This is a genomic window from Sphingomonas quercus (assembly GCF_018863195.1).
Classification (GTDB): domain Bacteria; phylum Pseudomonadota; class Alphaproteobacteria; order Sphingomonadales; family Sphingomonadaceae; genus Solisphingomonas; species Solisphingomonas quercus.
This window is the reverse complement of sequence record NZ_JAHKRT010000002.1, coordinates 351,632-367,409: the sequence shown is the minus strand read 5'-3', so window position 1 is coordinate 367,409 and position 15,778 is coordinate 351,632. Positions and strand designations below refer to the sequence as shown.

General features: G+C 67.2%; 14 protein-coding genes. 7 read left to right on the top strand and 7 right to left on the bottom strand.

The genetic code is table 11. From position 1 onward, the window contains the following. Positions 1 to 140: 140 nt before the first annotated feature. A complete protein-coding gene (locus tag KOF26_RS04895) occupies positions 141 to 1,445 on the top strand; it encodes a UDP-glucose dehydrogenase family protein (protein ID WP_216321020.1) in 1,305 nt (434 codons plus the stop codon). A gap of 86 nt (positions 1,446 to 1,531) precedes the next feature. Here KOF26_RS04895 and KOF26_RS04890 read toward each other — a convergent pair whose 3' ends face one another. Then, on the bottom strand, positions 1,532 to 2,959 hold the full coding sequence (locus tag KOF26_RS04890) for an undecaprenyl-phosphate glucose phosphotransferase (RefSeq protein WP_216321018.1): 1,428 nt from the start codon (positions 2,957 to 2,959) through the stop codon (positions 1,532 to 1,534). A gap of 302 nt (positions 2,960 to 3,261) precedes the next feature. Here KOF26_RS04890 and KOF26_RS04885 point away from each other — a divergent pair, with 302 nt between their 5' ends. Beyond that, entirely contained in the window at positions 3,262 to 3,507 is a 246-nt protein-coding gene (locus KOF26_RS04885; protein ID WP_216321016.1) for an XrtV sorting system accessory protein, read from the top strand. A gap of 114 nt (positions 3,508 to 3,621) precedes the next feature. Continuing rightward, positions 3,622 to 4,986, top strand: coding sequence for an oligosaccharide flippase family protein (locus KOF26_RS04880; RefSeq protein WP_216321013.1), 1,365 nt, complete (start codon positions 3,622 to 3,624; stop codon positions 4,984 to 4,986). Between the two features lie 7 nt (positions 4,987 to 4,993). Here KOF26_RS04880 and KOF26_RS04875 read toward each other — a convergent pair whose 3' ends face one another. Both KOF26_RS04875 and KOF26_RS04870 read right to left on the bottom strand, forming a co-directional pair. Then, positions 4,994 to 5,818 (bottom strand): capsular polysaccharide synthesis protein, encoded by an 825-nt coding sequence (locus KOF26_RS04875; protein ID WP_216321010.1) that lies wholly within the window; start codon positions 5,816 to 5,818, stop codon positions 4,994 to 4,996. Positions 5,819 to 5,902: 84 nt separating this feature from the next. Further along, entirely contained in the window at positions 5,903 to 7,450 is a 1,548-nt protein-coding gene (locus KOF26_RS04870) for an O-antigen ligase family protein (RefSeq protein WP_216320994.1), read from the bottom strand. Between the two features lie 167 nt (positions 7,451 to 7,617). Between KOF26_RS04870 and KOF26_RS04865 the strand changes: the two genes are divergently transcribed. Beyond that, entirely contained in the window at positions 7,618 to 9,174 is a 1,557-nt protein-coding gene (locus KOF26_RS04865; protein WP_216320992.1) for a hypothetical protein, read from the top strand. Here the strand turns inward: KOF26_RS04865 and KOF26_RS04860 are convergent. The 3 genes from KOF26_RS04860 to KOF26_RS04850 are packed head-to-tail and all read right to left on the bottom strand — an operon-like array spanning position 9,171 to position 11,712. Continuing rightward, the gene (locus KOF26_RS04860) at positions 9,171 to 9,689 is read right to left on the bottom strand and encodes a serine O-acetyltransferase (RefSeq protein WP_216320990.1); all 519 of its coding nucleotides are present in this window, start codon (positions 9,687 to 9,689) and stop codon (positions 9,171 to 9,173) included. The two genes, KOF26_RS04865 and KOF26_RS04860, sit on opposite strands and share 4 nt — an antisense overlap. Continuing rightward, the gene (locus tag KOF26_RS04855) at positions 9,686 to 10,696 is read right to left on the bottom strand and encodes a glycosyltransferase family 2 protein (protein ID WP_216320985.1); all 1,011 of its coding nucleotides are present in this window, start codon (positions 10,694 to 10,696) and stop codon (positions 9,686 to 9,688) included. The genes KOF26_RS04860 and KOF26_RS04855 overlap by 4 nt, the downstream gene beginning before the upstream one ends. Next, complete coding sequence (locus KOF26_RS04850; RefSeq protein WP_216320984.1) at positions 10,681 to 11,712, bottom strand: glycosyltransferase family 2 protein; 1,032 nt, start codon at positions 11,710 to 11,712, stop codon at positions 10,681 to 10,683. Before KOF26_RS04850 ends, KOF26_RS04855 begins: the two co-directional genes overlap by 16 nt. Positions 11,713 to 11,838: 126 nt before the next feature. Between KOF26_RS04850 and KOF26_RS04845 the strand changes: the two genes are divergently transcribed. From KOF26_RS04845 to KOF26_RS04835, 3 genes are read left to right on the top strand one after another with little or no spacing between them, the layout of a single operon-like run. Beyond that, positions 11,839 to 13,083, top strand: a complete 1,245-nt coding sequence (locus tag KOF26_RS04845) for a glycosyltransferase (RefSeq protein WP_216320981.1) — start codon at positions 11,839 to 11,841, stop codon at positions 13,081 to 13,083. Beyond that, positions 13,080 to 13,823, top strand: coding sequence for a WecB/TagA/CpsF family glycosyltransferase (locus KOF26_RS04840; RefSeq protein WP_216320978.1), 744 nt, complete (start codon positions 13,080 to 13,082; stop codon positions 13,821 to 13,823). The genes KOF26_RS04845 and KOF26_RS04840 overlap by 4 nt, the downstream gene beginning before the upstream one ends. Further along, positions 13,820 to 14,983, top strand: coding sequence for a glycosyltransferase (locus KOF26_RS04835; RefSeq protein ID WP_216320974.1), 1,164 nt, complete (start codon positions 13,820 to 13,822; stop codon positions 14,981 to 14,983). Before KOF26_RS04840 ends, KOF26_RS04835 begins: the two co-directional genes overlap by 4 nt. Here the strand turns inward: KOF26_RS04835 and KOF26_RS04830 are convergent. Then, positions 14,980 to 15,777 carry a CpsD/CapB family tyrosine-protein kinase gene (locus KOF26_RS04830; protein ID WP_216320971.1) on the bottom strand — a complete coding sequence of 266 codons (798 nt, stop codon included), beginning with the start codon at positions 15,775 to 15,777 and terminating at the stop codon, positions 14,980 to 14,982. The two genes, KOF26_RS04835 and KOF26_RS04830, sit on opposite strands and share 4 nt — an antisense overlap. Position 15,778 lies beyond the last annotated feature (1 nt).

Here is a 15,778-nt window from a genome sequence, read left to right as displayed (position 1 = left end):
CGGGTGGCGGCTTCCCGACAAGCCATTCGCGGCATTTTCCGGCCGGACGCGGCCATTTCCTGACGCCGGGGCGGCCCTAGCCTGTCCCGGCGTCATGCTGTAACGCGGCGCGGAATCCATAAGGGACAGGGTTTTCGCAGATGCGTATCACGATGATCGGCACGGGCTATGTCGGCCTGGTTTCGGGCGCCTGTTTCTCCGACTTCGGTCACGACGTGGTCTGCGTCGACAAGATCGCCGCGAAGATCGAGGCACTGGAAGCCGGCCGCATGCCGATCTACGAGCCGGGTCTCGACCAGCTCGTCGCCACCAACGTCCGCGCCGGGCGCCTGTCCTTCACCACCGATCTCGCCAAGGGCGTCGCCGGCGCCGACGCGATCTTCATCGCGGTGGGCACGCCGTCGCGGCGCGGCGACGGCCATGCCGACCTGTCCTATGTCTACGCCGCGGCGCGGGAGATCGCCGAAGCCGTCACCGGCCCGTGCGTCATCGTCGACAAGTCGACCGTGCCGGTCGGCACCGGCGACGAGGTCGAGCGCATCGTCCGCGAAGTGGCGCCCGACAAGCAGATCGAGATCGTCTCCAACCCCGAATTCCTGCGCGAGGGCGCCGCGATCGACGATTTCAAGCGGCCGGATCGCGTCGTGCTCGGCACCAATGACGAGCATGCCCGCGCCGTGATGCGCGAAATCTACCGTCCGCTCTACCTCAATCACTCGCCCCTGCTGTTCACCAGCCGCCGCACCGCCGAGCTGATCAAATATGCGGCCAACGCCTTCCTCGCCACCAAGATCGGCTTCATCAACGAGATCGCGGATCTCTGCGAGCTGGTCGGCGCCGACGTGAAGGAGGTGGCGCGCGGCATCGGCATGGACAACCGCATCGGCACCAAGTTCCTGCACGCCGGCCCCGGCTATGGCGGCTCCTGCTTTCCCAAGGATACGCTGGCGCTGCTCAAGACGGCGGACGACGCCGAGAGCCCGCTCAGGATCGTCGAGGCGGTGGTCAATTCAAACGACCAGCGCAAGCGCGCCATGGGCCGCAAGGTGGTGAAGGCGATGGGCGGGGATGTCCGCGGCAAGACGGTGGCGCTGCTCGGCCTCACCTTCAAGCCGAACACCGACGACATGCGCGAGAGCCCGGCGCTCTCCGTGGTGCAGGTGCTGGAGGATGCCGGCGCCACGGTGCGCGCCTATGATCCCGAGGGGATCGAGCAGGCCCGCCCGATGCTGCCCAACGTCCAGTTCGCGGCCAATGCCTATGAGGCGGCGGACGGCGCCCACGCGCTGGTCATCGTCACCGAATGGGACGAGTTCCGCGCGCTCGACCTGAAGCGCATGGCCGGTCTGCTCGCCGAGCCGGTGCTGGTCGATCTGCGCAACATTTATCCGCCGGAGGAGGTGCTTCGCGCCGGGCTCGAGCTGACCGGGGTCGGCCGGGGCTAGAGCCTGAACGCTGCCAGCGCCGCCCTGGACCTGGTTCAGAGCGGCGCCGCCTGCCGGTGCAGGGGACCTGCCCTCTCCGACGCCTCTCAGTGCGCCATCTTCGAGAAGAACTGCGTCGCCGCGGTCTTGATCAGGATGTAGATGTCGAGGCTCAGCGACCAGTTTTCGATATAGTGGAGATCATGTTCGAGCCGCTTGAGCAGCTTCTCCTCCGTCTCCGTCTCGCCGCGCCAGCCTGACACCTGCGCCCAGCCGGTGATGCCGGGCTTCACATTATGCCGCGCGGCATAGGTGTCGATGATCTCGTGGAACATGCGCTCGCCGGCGCGCGTCGTCGGCGCATGCGGGCGCGGGCCGACCAGCGACATCTCGCCACTGAGCACGTTGAACAGCTGCGGCAGCTCGTCCAGGCTGGTGCGCCGCAACAGCCGGCCGACGCGGGTGACGCGATCGTCGTCGCGCTTGGCCTGGTTGATCTGGCCGTCCGGCTGAGCCGCCTCGACCCGCATCGAGCGGAACTTCCAGATGCGGAAGCGGCTGTTGTTGAAGCCCTCGCGCCACTGGCGGAAAAAGATTGGCCCCGGCGAATCGAGTTTCACCGCCAGCGCGCACGCCAGCATCACCGGCGACAGCAGCACCAGGATGAACGCGCCGAGGATGACGTCCTCCCAGCGCTTGGTGACCTGGTCGAAGCCCGACAGCGGCCGCTCGAACAGCGTCAGCGCCGGGAGGTCGCCGAGCATCACCAGCGGACGGTGGGCGAAAGCGAAGCTGGCGAGGTCGGGAGCGAGGCGGATGCGCACCGGCGTCACCGCGAGGCTCGCCGCCACCTTCTGTAGCCGCGCCTCGGCGAGCCACGGTAGCGCGACGATCACCTGATCGATGCCGCCGGCGCGGATCGCCGCGGTGAGATCGTTCATCGCGCCGAGGAAGGGCAGGTCTATCTCGCGCGCCGGCAGGCGATCCGGGGTGCGATCATCGTAGAAGCCGACCAGCGTGATCGTCAGCTTGGGATGGTCCTGGATATAGCGGGCGACGCGCTGGCCCTGCGCGCCCGCGCCGAAGATGGCGACGCGCTGGTTGAACACACCGCGCCGCTTCAGCCGGGTCATCCAGATGACCATCAGCGCCCGCGTCAGGCACAGGCCGCCAGCCGCGAATATCGCCCAGCCGATCGCCCAGCCGCGCGAATATTGTTCGGAGGCCTTGAACAGGAAGCTCAGCGTGAGAAGGAAGGTGGTCGTCGCCAGCCACGAGGTGATGACGCGGCGCCACGCCTGACGCAGCGTGAAGCGCACATCGACGTCATAGGCCCCGGTGACCTCGGCGAGGCCGGCGTAGAAGATCACGCCGACCAGCGTCGCATTCTGATAGTTGGACAGGTCCGGGCCGAGCCGGTCGCCGCTCAGGATCACCATTGCCAGCGACGAGAGCATGACGACGCCGGCCTCGGCCGCGCGCATCAGCAGCGCGGCGAGGTCCAGCAGCAGCAGATTCTGGGGACGATTGGCCATTAGGGCAGGTCAGTGTCGGCGCGCTGCAGCGGGTCCGGTCGGCGAATCGATGCTATCCGCTCTGTCTGCAGTGCCACTCACGGTCGATACCCCCACATCTTCGCATCGCACCATGGACATATAGACGGAAGCGTTCAAGCGCGGGAAATCCGTATCGTTTCGCCGAACCTGCTGGCCTCATGCGGCAAGGCTGGTCTATGCAACCCGCGGTGGCATTCCCCTCCGGGCCTGTCGCGCGGCATTCTCGCCGGGCGATAGCGGGGTCTCATCGCCTTCCGCAACACGAGCTTGGGAAGAAGTTCATGGAGACGCCCTACGACTGGATCACCGTCGCGATCTTCGCCGGTTTGGTCGTCGTGTTCCTGCAGCGTTCGGTGGGCGACACCCCGCGCGATTCGATTCTGAGCTACCTGCCTGCCGCGCTCGGCTGCGCGGTGTGCAACTGGCTGGGCAATGAAGGGCATGATCTGCTCGCCATCGCCGGCCTGGTGGCGTTGGCCGCCTATATCTGGTTCTTTATCCGCCCCTTGGAGAATTTCGGGCGCTGAGCGCAGCAGCGGGGCCTGTCCACGCCAGCCCGCAACCGATCGGAAACCGATTGTGTTTTATTGCGGGGTTGCACACTAGCCCCGCGACAACATCTGAGATTCGGAAAGCCCCCCTTGCGACACCTGGTTCGCGACATCGCAAAGGGCGACAGCACGCGAGCGCGCTCGCTGCGCAGCTCGATCATGGTCGGCATCGGCTTTGGCGGCTCGAACGTGCTGCGCCTCGCCTCCAACCTCGCGCTCACGCGGCTGCTGTTCCCCGAGGTGTTCGGGCTGATGGCGCTGGTGCAAGTGTTCATGACCGGCCTGCAGATGTTCTCCGATCTCGGCATCAACCTGTCGATCATCCAGCACGAGCGCGGCGAGGAACCGGATTTCCTCAATACGGCGTGGACGATCCAGATCATCCGCGGGGTCGCGCTGTGGCTGGGCAGCTGCATCCTCGCCTGGCCCGCCGCCCTTATCTATGGCGAGCCGCAGCTGGCCATATTGCTGCCGGTCGTCGGCCTCAACGCCATCATCCTCGGCTTCACCACTACGCGCATCGCGCTGGTCAACCGCAATCTCCAGATCGGCGTGCAGACCTTCACCGATCTCGGCAGCCAGGTCGCCGGTCTGCTCATCACCATCCTGCTCGCCTGGACGACGCGGAGCGTGTGGGCGCTCGTCATCGGCCTGCTGTGCACCAGCATGATCAAGGTCGTGGCCCAGCAAACACTGCTGAAAGGCCCGGCCAACCGACTGCATTTTGATCGCGATATGAGCCGGGAGATCATCCGGTTCGGCAAATATATCTTTCTGAGCTCGATCGCCGGCTTTCTCGTCAACCAGAGCGATCGCGCCATCCTCGGCGGCTACGTGCCGCTGACGGAGCTCGGCATTTATTCGGTCGCCTATGTGTTCGCGAATGTGCCGCTGCAGCTTGCCCAGGCGGCGGGCGGACAGATAATCTTCCCGATCTATCGCAAGTTCATGACGACGGAAAGCGCCGGGAATCGCGCCAAAGTGGCCAAAGCGCGCCGGCTGGTGCTGCTCTCGACGGTGTTGTTAGGCGGGCTGCTCACGCTGGCTTCCGTGCCGCTCGTCAATCTCCTCTACGATCACCGCTATACCGCAGCGGGCCCGATCCTGGCGCTGCTCGGCTTTTCTGTCACCGCCCAGATCGCCACCTCCAATTATGACGGCGCCCATCTGAGCCACGGCAATTCCAAGTGGCATTTCAACCTGATCTGCTTGCAGGCGATCGTGCAGGTGGTGCTTTCCTTCCTGCTGATCTCCCGCTTCGGGCTGATCGGCGCGGTGTTCGCGCTCGGCGTCAGCTCACTCGTCGTCTATCCGTTCAAGGCCTATGTCGCCAACCGTTACCGGGCCTGGGATCCGCTCGCAGATGGCGCGACCTTCGCCTTGGGACTAGGCTTTTTTGGGTTGTCGTGCGTGCTGTGGCACGACTCGATATCGGCGCTGCTCGCCGGCCGGTAGCGCCCGCCTAGAGACCCAGCGCTTCGAGCTTGGCGGCGAGCTCTTCGTCGGAGATGGAGAGCCGCCAATTGAGCTTGCTTACCGGGAAACCTGCCGCCCGCGCCCGGCGATAAGGTTCCGCGTCGATCAGCCCCTCGAGATGCCTCTGAAGGAAATAGGCCGGAACCGCCGGCAGGCTTCCTCGCGCGTTGAACGCCCAGCGCAACGACTTGCTGCGCCTGATCGCCCATTGCAGCGTGTAGATGTGCATGAAATATTTCTGCGGCGTCGCCGTCAGCCGCATCACATACCGCGTGTAGCCGGCCGCCCAGGCCTGGATCAGCGGGCTGTCGGGGTTGGCCGCGATGAACCAGTTGTCGATCCACCGATCATGCCACGGCCCGCCGAACACGAAAAACCCGGTCTGCCCGCCGAGGAGCGGCATCCAATCGTCGAGGGGACGATGGCAGAAGGCCGTCGCATCCGCCCAGACCCCGCCATGATGGGCGAGCAGGCGTAACCGCAGGAGGTCGGCATGCATGTATAGGGCGAGGCCCTTCGGCACATCCGAAATGTCGGCATAGTCGCCGACCGTTTCGCTGGTCAGCACGCGCACGTCCCAGCCGGGATTGCGCTCCTGCCAGCTGCGGATGCAGCGGCGCACCAGCGGCGGTGCCGCCGACTCGCCCTGCGCCCAGAAGATCCACACGATTTTTGGAATATCGTGGCCGATAAAGGGGGCGAAATAGGCGCGCTGCGCTGCCTCGCCGCCGCGGCTGAGGCTGATGTGAAGCCGTAGATTGTCCCGGGCAATAGCACGGCTGTAGGTCTCGAGACCCGGCGCCTTCGGCAATTCGTTCAGGCTCCAGGAACCCAAACTCCTCGCCCAGCGCCAAGCCGCCCCCAGCCTCGTGCGCATGCCCAAGTCCCCCTGGGCTTATCGCGGCAACAGGATGGCGGGTCGCGCCAGCCGTCTGCCCCTGCCCTTCACCGGCGCCCAGCGGACCGCGGAATGCCCTCCCCGCGACTGTACATCGCTGCGCTCTGCCGCCTCCTCGCGCGTGGCAGCTATGCACGGGGAGACCAAGCCGAGCGCCAGCGCTACCCACACCAGATTTCGATCGATCATCGAGGTGAAAATCAGCGAGACGAACGCTGTCGCCAGCATCGCAGTCGGCAGGATGGCGGGCGGGTAGCCGAGGCGTCGTCCGGTCCCGCGCGCCACGCGCCACGTCATGAGCGTTGGCACCAGCCACATCGCCAGCCAGAAGGCGAGCCCGATGCCGCCCGAGGTCAGCGCGACGTGGAGATGGCTATTCACGAAATCGATGATGCCCTGGCCCTGGATCATGTCCGCCATGTTCGATTCCAGCTGCACCCGGTTCTGTCCGAACAGCGGATGATTCACGAATTCCTGAAGGCCTCGCTCGAACAACCGAATACGATATTGCGCCGTTTCTGCACCTTGAGCGCCACCGATCGGGCCGCCGCGTCCCGATATCAAGGATTTGACGATGACGCCCCCCCCCACCGCCGCGATCCCGGCGAAAACTGCACCGAGTTTTCCGCGGCCGAACATGATCACCGCGAGTCCAACGGCGCCGCCTACCCAAGCGCCGCGGGACTGGGTGGCGAGGAGGCCTGCCCCAATCACCGCGAGTATGCCAAAGCGCGCCAAGCCGCCGAAATTTCGCCACGCACCTGGCACCACCGACAGCGCAACCGCAAGGTATAAGCCGAGGGCGGTATATTCCAGGAGCGGCCCCTGCGCGCGAAGCGCGCCGCTCCGGACGTTCAGCGTCTGGCTAAGGCCCGCGGGCATGCCGAGCGCGCTTCCATAGGCCTGATAGAGCGGCCACGAGCGTGCGGCCTCGAAGATCGCGATGCTCGCCGCCATGAACGCGCCCAGCATGAAGTGGACCATCACTTTGTGAAGATCGTCCCGGTCTCGGATAGTTCGTGAGGCGAGGAAATAGGGGATGATGATCAGGATCGCATTGGCCGCGAACAACCGCAGGAAGGACTGGAATTTATAATCCCAGAAGCTGGTGAGCGTGAACAACAGCACTGGCACCAAGATCAGCAGGTCGAACACGCCACCGGACCGCCTCGGCTTCCCCCGGGCGACGAAATAGCCGACGAGGGCGCCGAGATTGATGATGTGCGTTGTCGAGATCGCCGTCAGGTAGACCGAACCGGCCGAGAGCCAGAGGCCCAGCGAGGGGCAGAGCGTAATGAGCACGACATAAAGCGCAAACAGGTCGGATTTGGTACGCGAACCAAATGCGGCCACTGCAAATAGATAGGCGTAGAAAATATAGATGCTGCGGCAGAACAATGCGACGCACGGTGTCAGCAAAGCGATTGCCAGAATGCGGTACGGAAGGTTATCCCTGACTGCAGGCAATAGTGCGGAACGGTATCCAAGAAAGGATATCAGCAAGATAGCATCAATATATACCAAGGTCTTTGCATAATAAAGCATGCGTCTTGCTCCGCGGCGATCCCGGCTCGCCGGTTCCTAAAAGCGCGCCCGCTATATCGGGGAACGCGCCAGGACGGAAGCCTTGCGAGATGCCGATTTTGCAATGCAACGCAAGCTGCTAAAAGACGGTTATCAGCCGGTTGCGGGGACGGAGCAAGGGAGAGTTGATGAGCAAGGCAGTCAGTCGCGTCGCGGCTCTCATCGCCGTGGCGACCGGCCTGTCCGCGGTGGTCGGATACGGGCTATGCCGGCAAGCGGAAAGCGCGGCACCGGTTCCGACCGCAGCTTCGGCAAAGAGCGTCATTGCACCGATGGTCGTCGGCATGAATCTCGGTCGACTGATGTATTGGTCCGCCGAATGGCCGTTCAACGATCTTGTCAAGAACGCAGGCCAGCTCCGCGTCATCGATGCCAAGGGAGGCTGGGCCGGCAAGTCCGATCTCGTCCAGCTCGATGCCACCGGCCATCCGGTCGGCGTGGCGGCCAAGACCCGCCTCGTCATGATCCTTCAGCTCGGTGCGCTCAAATCGCGGGTCGGCACCTATCAGTGTCATATTTCACCGGGTTGGAGCGTCGGGGCGTTCGGGGACGCCAAGATCACCGGCAGCGGCACCAGCTTCACCTTGAAATTGCCCGGCGAGAAGAATGGATCCGCACTGTACGTGACGGCGGCGACCAATGGTGCCAAACTCAGCGACCTGTCCTGCACCGATGGCACCGCGCTGTTCAATCCCGCCTTCCTCGAGGACAACCGGCCTTTCAAGGTGCTGCGCTTCATGAACTGGATGGGGGTGAACAACGCCCCGCATCGGGATTGGGCTACGCGGCCAAGCCCAGCGTCGCTCACCCAGGATAGCGACAGCGGCGTCGCTGTTGAATATATGGTCGACTTGGCTAACGCCTTGAAATCCGACCCGTGGTTCAACCTGCCCTATGACGCCGACCCCACCTATTACCGGCAGTTCGCCAACTATGTGCGCGATCATCTCGCCAAGGACCGCAAAGTCTATGTCGAGCTGTCCAACGAGGTCTGGAACGTCTCTTTCCAGCAGGGCAAGGAAAATATCCGCCTCGGCCAGGCGCGCTATCCCGGCGCCAATGTCCAGCAGGCGTCCGACTGGTATTATGGCGATCGTGTCCGCGACCTGATGGCGATCTGGACCTCGGCGTTCAAGGGTCAGGAAGGCCGGCTGGTCCGGGTCCTCGCCTCGCAGGCGGTGAACCCGCTTCGCGCCGAACAGGCGCTGTCCCACAACGACACCTGGAAGTCGGTCGATGCGCTGGCGACCGCGCCCTATTTCGGCAAATTCTACAAAGGAACGGCCGCGCCCGGTCCGGAACGGGTGAACGCGATCTTCGAATCCATGCCTGCGGGCATCGACGAGGCGATCCGCTATGCCAAGGCCGGCAAGGCGGTGGCGAACCGTTATGGCCTGCGCTACGTCGCCTATGAAACCGGCCCCTCGCTCACCTCAGGCGGGAACGCGACGCTGGCGGAGGACAATTTCACCGCCGCGCATGATCCACGGATGTACACATTCTACACGCAATTCCTAAACCGCTGGCGAAACGAGGTGGGTGATGTCCTCGTCCTGTTCGACTCGATATCGAATCCGAACCGGGACGCATGGTACGGCCACAAGCAATATACCGGCCAGCCGCTGTCGGAGGCCCCGAAGATGCGCGCCGCGGTAGACGCCGCGTCGCGGACGGCGACCCCCTAGCCGCGCCCAATGCCCGGCGGCCGGGCGGGAATGCCGGACACGGTGACGCCGGGTGCCACGTCGTGCACCACCACCGCATTGGCCCCGACGCGGGCGCCGCGGCCGAGCGTGATGCGGCCGAGCAGGACCGCGCCGGCACCCAGCTCGACGCCCTCCTCCAGCACCGGCGCCGCCGTCAGATCGTCGAGCCGGCGCAGGCCGAGCGTGCAATTCTGGCGGATGATGCACCGGTCGCCGATCACGCTGGCGCCGTGGATGACGATGCCACCCTGATGCTCGATGACGACGCCGCGCCCGACCTTCGCCGACCAGGGCAGCTCGATGCCGTAGACGTTGCGGCAATGCCGGAACATCATGCGATAAACGAAGCTCAGCGGCGCGCGCAGCAGCTTCGGGCGCACGCCCATTCGCCACACGCCGAACCGATAGGCGGCGAGCGTGCGAAAGCCGGGCCGCGTCCAGTCCCGCCCATTGGCGCGCCAGTCCTCGGCGATCAGGGTGAACAGGCCGCTCATGCCGCACCGCCCTTATATTCGATCAACGCCGAGCGCCGCCCGCCGACCCGACCCCGCCAGTAGCGCGCCATGCCAACGAACTGGGCTGGCTTGGCCAGCATCAGGAAGGTCGCCAGGGTCATCGCCTCGTCCAGCGGCCGGCGTCGTGCCTCACGCCGGAACAGCCGCAGCAGCTGGACGAGCGGCAGCAGCAGGATCGCCCCGCCCAGCGCCGGTAGCCATCCCGGCCCGGCGATCAGCCCTGCCGCCAGCGCGGCCAGCCCCGCCACCGGCACTACCGCGCCCCAGAAGGCGACGCCGAGGCAGCGCCGCCGGTAATCGCCGCCATGGCGGTCGGCGAGCTCCGCATAGGCATGACCGGAACGCACCGTGCGCCGCCACCATTGGCCGAAGCGGGTGATGGCAGCATCGTGCAGGGTCATCTCGCGCGGAAGGCAGGCGATCCGCCAGCTCTGCGCGCGCAGACGGTGGGCGAGGTCCGGCTCCTCGCCGGCGATCATCTCGTCCGGATAGCCGCCGGCCGCGTCCAGCGCCCCGGCGCGCAACATCACGTCGCCGCCGAAATAGCGCGCCGGACCGGGCGGCACCGCCCATTCCACATCGCACAGCCAGTTGTAGCGGGTGGCTTCGGGGGCGATCTCGCGCCTGCGCCCGAACACTGCGGCGAGGCCGGGATCCTCGGCCAGCGCCGCCTGCGCCGCCGCCAGCCACCCCGGCTGGATGGCGCAATCCCCGTCGACGAACTGGACGATCCGCACGCCGGGCGACAGCGCGGCGCGCCCGGCATTGCGGGCGCGCGCGGCGGTAAACGGCCGGGTCATGTCCAGCGCCACCACCTGCAACCCGCGCGCCCTGGCCGCCTCGACGCTGCCGTCGGTCGACCCCGAATCGACATAGACCGTCTCCGCCGCCATATCGATCGAGGCGAGGCAGCGGATCAGCCGCGCGCCCTCGTTGCGGCCGATGACGACGATACCGAGCGCGCCGCCGCTCATCGCGCCATCCATGCCGGCAACTCCGGCGCGGGAAGACGGAGAGCGGGAATGGCGGCCTGTCCGTCGCGACGGCGCGGCCACAGGCTGTAGCGGATGAAGTCCCCGGTCGCCTGAAGTGGCCCGTCATCCTTGCGGCCTGTAAAGGCGAGGCGCAGCTTCCACACCAGCCGCCCGGCGAGCCAGCCGAGCCCCGAGGCGAGCGCATAGCCGCGCCCGCCGGCGAGGGTGAAATAACGCAGCCGCGATTCATACCAGTAGCGCGCCATGCGCTGGCGGCGCGGCAGCCCGGTCTCCGGATCGCGGATCTGGGTGGCGGCGCCGCCATGGTGAAAGACATGGGCAGCCGGCTCGTGCCAGATTTCCCAGCCCCGGGTGGCGATGCGCCGCAACAGGTCGGTCTCCTCGAAATAGAGGAAGAAACCCTCGTCGAACGGCCCGGCCTCCGCCAGCGCGCGGGCGCGGAACATCACCGCGGCACCCGTCACCCACGGCACCCGCGTCGCCGCCTCGGGCTCGATGCGGCTGGCGGGCTGGCGGAGCAGCCGGTCGATCACGCCGGTGCGCGCGCCCCGGCAGATCTCCCCGCGCACCGAGGGAAAGTGGAATGCCGAGGCTTGCGGTCGGCCGTCCTCATGCACCAGCCGCGCGCCGACGGCTCCCGCCTCCGGCCGGCGATCCAGCAAGGCCGCCATCGCCTCGAGCGCGCCGGGCCGGACGCGGGCGTCGGGATTGATGAGGGCGACATAGTCCGGCAGCGCGCCCTCCGCCGCCAGCGCGATCAACGCCCGATTATTGGCAAAGGCGAAGCCGCCATTGACCGGCAGCGCCAGCAGCCGCGCCCAGCCGCCGGCGCCCTGTGCGGCGATGCCGTCGGCGATGCGCTCCGCCGATCCGTCGCCGGAGCCGCCATCGACGACGATCGCGCGCAGCCCCGGAAACGCCGCCCGCGCCGGCGCCATCGCCTCGACGCAGGCGACGGCGAGATCGGGCGTGCGATAGTTGACGACGATCACCGCGAGATCAGCCACGCTTTCACCTTTTTCGCGGGCGCGAAGAATGCCGCCGCCCTTACGACCCCGATTGGTCATGCACCGCCCTTATGGGGCGCCGTTGTTGCATTTGCACAAATTCTTTGTCAAAGCCCCGCGAGCCCCATGCCGAGTGCCAGCCTCCCGACGCCGGCGCCATCGCCTCGATCGCCCGGCGCGGCGGCCATCCTCTATGTCGGCGCGCGCCTCCCGGAATTGTCCGAGACCTTCGTCTATCGCGAGCTGCTCGGCTTGCGCGGTCGCGGCCGACGGGTGCTGGCCGCCAGCGTCCACGCCCCGCGCCGCTTCGCCGATGATCCGGTACTCGCGCCGCTCGCCGCCGAGGCGCTGGTCGTCTACGCACCGGCCACGCTCGCCGCGCTGCCGCTGGCGCTGCTGCGCCATCCGGGGCTCGCCATCGGCGCGCTCGGCGATGCGGCGCGGGCCGATCATCCCGGCCTGTCGAGCCGGCTCAAGCATGTCGCCCAGGCATTGATGGGGCTGGCCGCCGGGTGGCGGCTGCGCGGTGAGGGCATCGGCCATGTCCATGCCCATATGGCCCATGTGCCGGCAACGGTGGCGCTGTATATCGCCCGCGCGCTCGGCGCCCGCTTCAGCTTCACCGGCCATGCCGCCGATCTGTTCGTGCAGCGCGCCGCCCTCGCCTTCAAGCTGCGCCGGGCCGGTTTCGTCGCCAGCATCAGCCATTGGCATCATGATTTCTACGGGGAGGTGGCCGGCATTGCGCCGGATCGGCGGCCGGTAGTGCGCTGCTCGGTGGCGATCCCGGAGGCCGTCGCCGACACCGACGCCCGCGAGATCGTCCTCGTCGCCAGGCTCGTCGCCAAGAAGGGCGTCGACCTGTTGCTGCGCGCCTTCGCCACGGCGGGAGCCGAAGGCTGGACGCTGCGCATACTGGGCGACGGCCCGGAGCGGGCGGCGCTGGCGGCGCTGGCCGTGGAACTCGGCATCACCGAGCGCGTCATCTTCGAGGGCGCCCGGCCGCATGCCGCCTGCCTCGCCGCGATCGCCGGCGCCGGGCTGTTCGTACTGCCCTGTCGCACCGCGAAGAGCGGCGACAAGGACGGCATCCCCGTCGTGCTGATGGAGGCGATGGCCGCCGGCCGCGCCGTCATCGCCGGCGACCTGCCGACCATCCGCGAGCTGGTCAGCGATGAGCGGGAGGGGCTGCTGGTGCCCCCCGACGATGTCGCCGCGCTCGCCGCCGCGATCGGCGCGCTGGCCGGCGATCCCGCCCGCCGCGCCGCGATCGGTGCGGCGGCGCGCGCCCATGTCGCCGCCGAGTTTTCCGACGCGGTCAATCTCGATCGCCTTACCGCCGCCATTGACGCAGCCCGGGAGCCCGCATGACGGCCCGCCGTAATTTCCTCGACCTCGATTTCGATCCGCTCACACCTGAGCAAGCCGAGGCGTGGCTGGCGGCGCGTGGGCAGGCGAGCCCGTTCGCCTATATCGTCACGCCGAACGTGGATCACATGGTCCGCCTCGCCAGCCAGCCGCAGGCGATCCGCGCCGCCTATGACGACGCCGATCTCTGCCTGTGTGACAGCCGCGTGCTCGCCCGCCTGGCGAAGCTGGCCGACGTCGCGCTGACGGTGGTGCCGGGCAGCGATCTCGTCGCCGCGCTGTTCGATCGGGTGCTGAAGCCCGGCGACCGCGTCTGCCTGATCGGCGGCGGTCCGGATCATGTCACCCGGCTCGGCGAACGCTATCCTGGCATCGTCGTGCTGCACCACATGCCGCCGATGGGCCTGCGCACCAACCCGGCGGCACGCGCCGCCGCCGTCGATTTCGCAGCGCGTAGCGACGCGCGCGCCATCCTCCTCGCCGTCGGCTCGCCCCAGCAGGAGTTGCTCGCGCATGAGATGAAGGCCGACGGCCGGGTGCGCGGCACCGCGCTGTGCATCGGCGCCGGCATCGACTTCATCGTCGGCGCCCAGGTGCGCGCGCCGCACATCGTGCAGAAGGCCGGCTTCGAATGGGCGTGGCGGCTGGCCAGCCAGCCCCGGCGGCTGGCCAAGCGCTATCTGGTCGACGGGCCGGCGATCTTCCCGCTGGTGTGGCGCTGGAAGCGGAGCCGGGGGCGTTGAGCCGGCCCACGATCCTCCATCTCGCGGTCGACTTCAACACGCCGCAGCGGCCGCGCACGACCACCGCCATCGAGTGGTTCGTCGAGGCGCTCGATGCGGACTTCGACAATGTCGTCGTCGCCTATCTGCGCCGCAGCCGCCCGGGCGGCCTGACCGCGCAGCTGTGCGAAAGCGGTCACGCCCGGCTCTATCACTTCCCCTTTTTCGGCCTGCCGCTGGGACTGGGCCTGTTGCCGGCGATGCGGGCGGCGGCGCGGCGCACCATCCGCCGGCTGGAGCAGGACGGCATTCGTCCGGATCTCGTCCACGCCCACAAGCTGACCTTCGAGGGGCTGGCCGGCTGGTATGTAGCGCGACATTTCGGCGTGCCGCTGTTCATATCGCTGCGCGGCGAGGTGGAGACCAAGGTCTTCCGGATGAAGCCCAATCTCCGCGGCTTCCTCCGCCGGCTGTGCGCCGATGCGGCGCGGCTCTATTTCGTCTCGGCGTGGTTTCGCGACGAGTATCACCGTTACGTGCCCGCCCAGCCCGACAAGGAGCGGCTGCTCCCCAATATCGTGCGCAACATCGCGCCGACGATCGAGCCGCAGCCGGCCGGGGACCGCTTCGTCTGCGTGATGAACCTCGATACCTGGAAGCGGAAGGGCCTGCGCTGGCTGCTCGAAGGCTTTGCCAGGGCCGCGGCGAGCGAGCCCGCGCTGAGGCTCGACATCATCGGCGGCGGCAGCGCGCAATCACGCGGCATCGCCGAGCGGATGATCGCCGAGGCCGGCCTCTCCCAACGCGTGACTTTGGTGGGCCGGCTGGCCAATGCCGAGTTGCTGGCCCGCCTGCCGGGCTATCGTGGGCTGCTCATGCCCAGCCTCAACGAGACGTTCGGCATGGTCTATGTCGAGGCGCTGTTTGCGGGCATCCCGATCCTGTTCACGCAGGGCACGGCGATCGACGGTTATCTCGACGGGCTGGACGTCGCCCATGCCGTGCCGCCGCGCGATGCCGCGGCGATCGCATCCGCCGTACTCGACATGCATCGCCGCAATGATGGCCTGCGCGCCAACATCGCGGCGGCGGCGCCCCGCCTGTTCCGGACCTTCGATCCCGCCGCCGCGCTGGCCGCCTATGCGGCGGACGTGCGCGCCGCGATCGGACGAAAAGCCTAGGAGTAATAGGTCCCGTAGTGGGACTGGCGGCCATAGCCGAAGCCGTAATCGTCGCCGCCGATGCCGCCGCGATAGCGGTTCAGCACGGTGCCGATGCAGGGCTCGGGCGCCAGCATGTCCATCGCGTCGCGCACCTGACGGGCGGTGGTACGCCCCTCCTCGACGACGAGGAGATAGGCATCGACCTGACGCACGATCAGCGAGGCATCGTCATTGGCGAACACCGGCGGCAGATCGCAGATGCTGATCGCCTGGCCGGGCAGCGCCTTCATCGCATTCGAGAGCGCGGTCATGCGGGTGCCGGCGAGCATCTCCGCCGACGGCTCGTTGGTCACGAAGCACGGGAAGATGTTGAGGTTCGCGTTGGGCACCACATAGCGCGATCCCTCCAGCGTGTCCGTCTCGCCGGAAAGGAAGGCGTTGAGGCCGATGCCGCGCTCGATCCCATAGGCCTCGGCGATCGACCCGCGGCGGAGATCGAGATCGAAGAGGTAGGTCTGCAATGTCGGGATGCGCGACAGCGACGCCGCCAGATTGCTGGCGATGAACGATTTGCCGACCCGCGGCGTCGGCGAGGTCACGCCGATCGTCCGCCAGCCATTGGTCGCGGCGATCTTCATCACCTGCGAGCGCAACAGGTTGAAGGCGCGCGAGCGGCGGTCGCGGCTATTGAAGCCGAAGATGCCAAGGCGCCCCCAATCGTCCACATTCAGCTGCAGCGGCGGCGAGTGCAGGGCGAGGATATCCTGCCCGCCATGGGCGCGCACATTGTTTTCGTCTGACACGATCGGCATG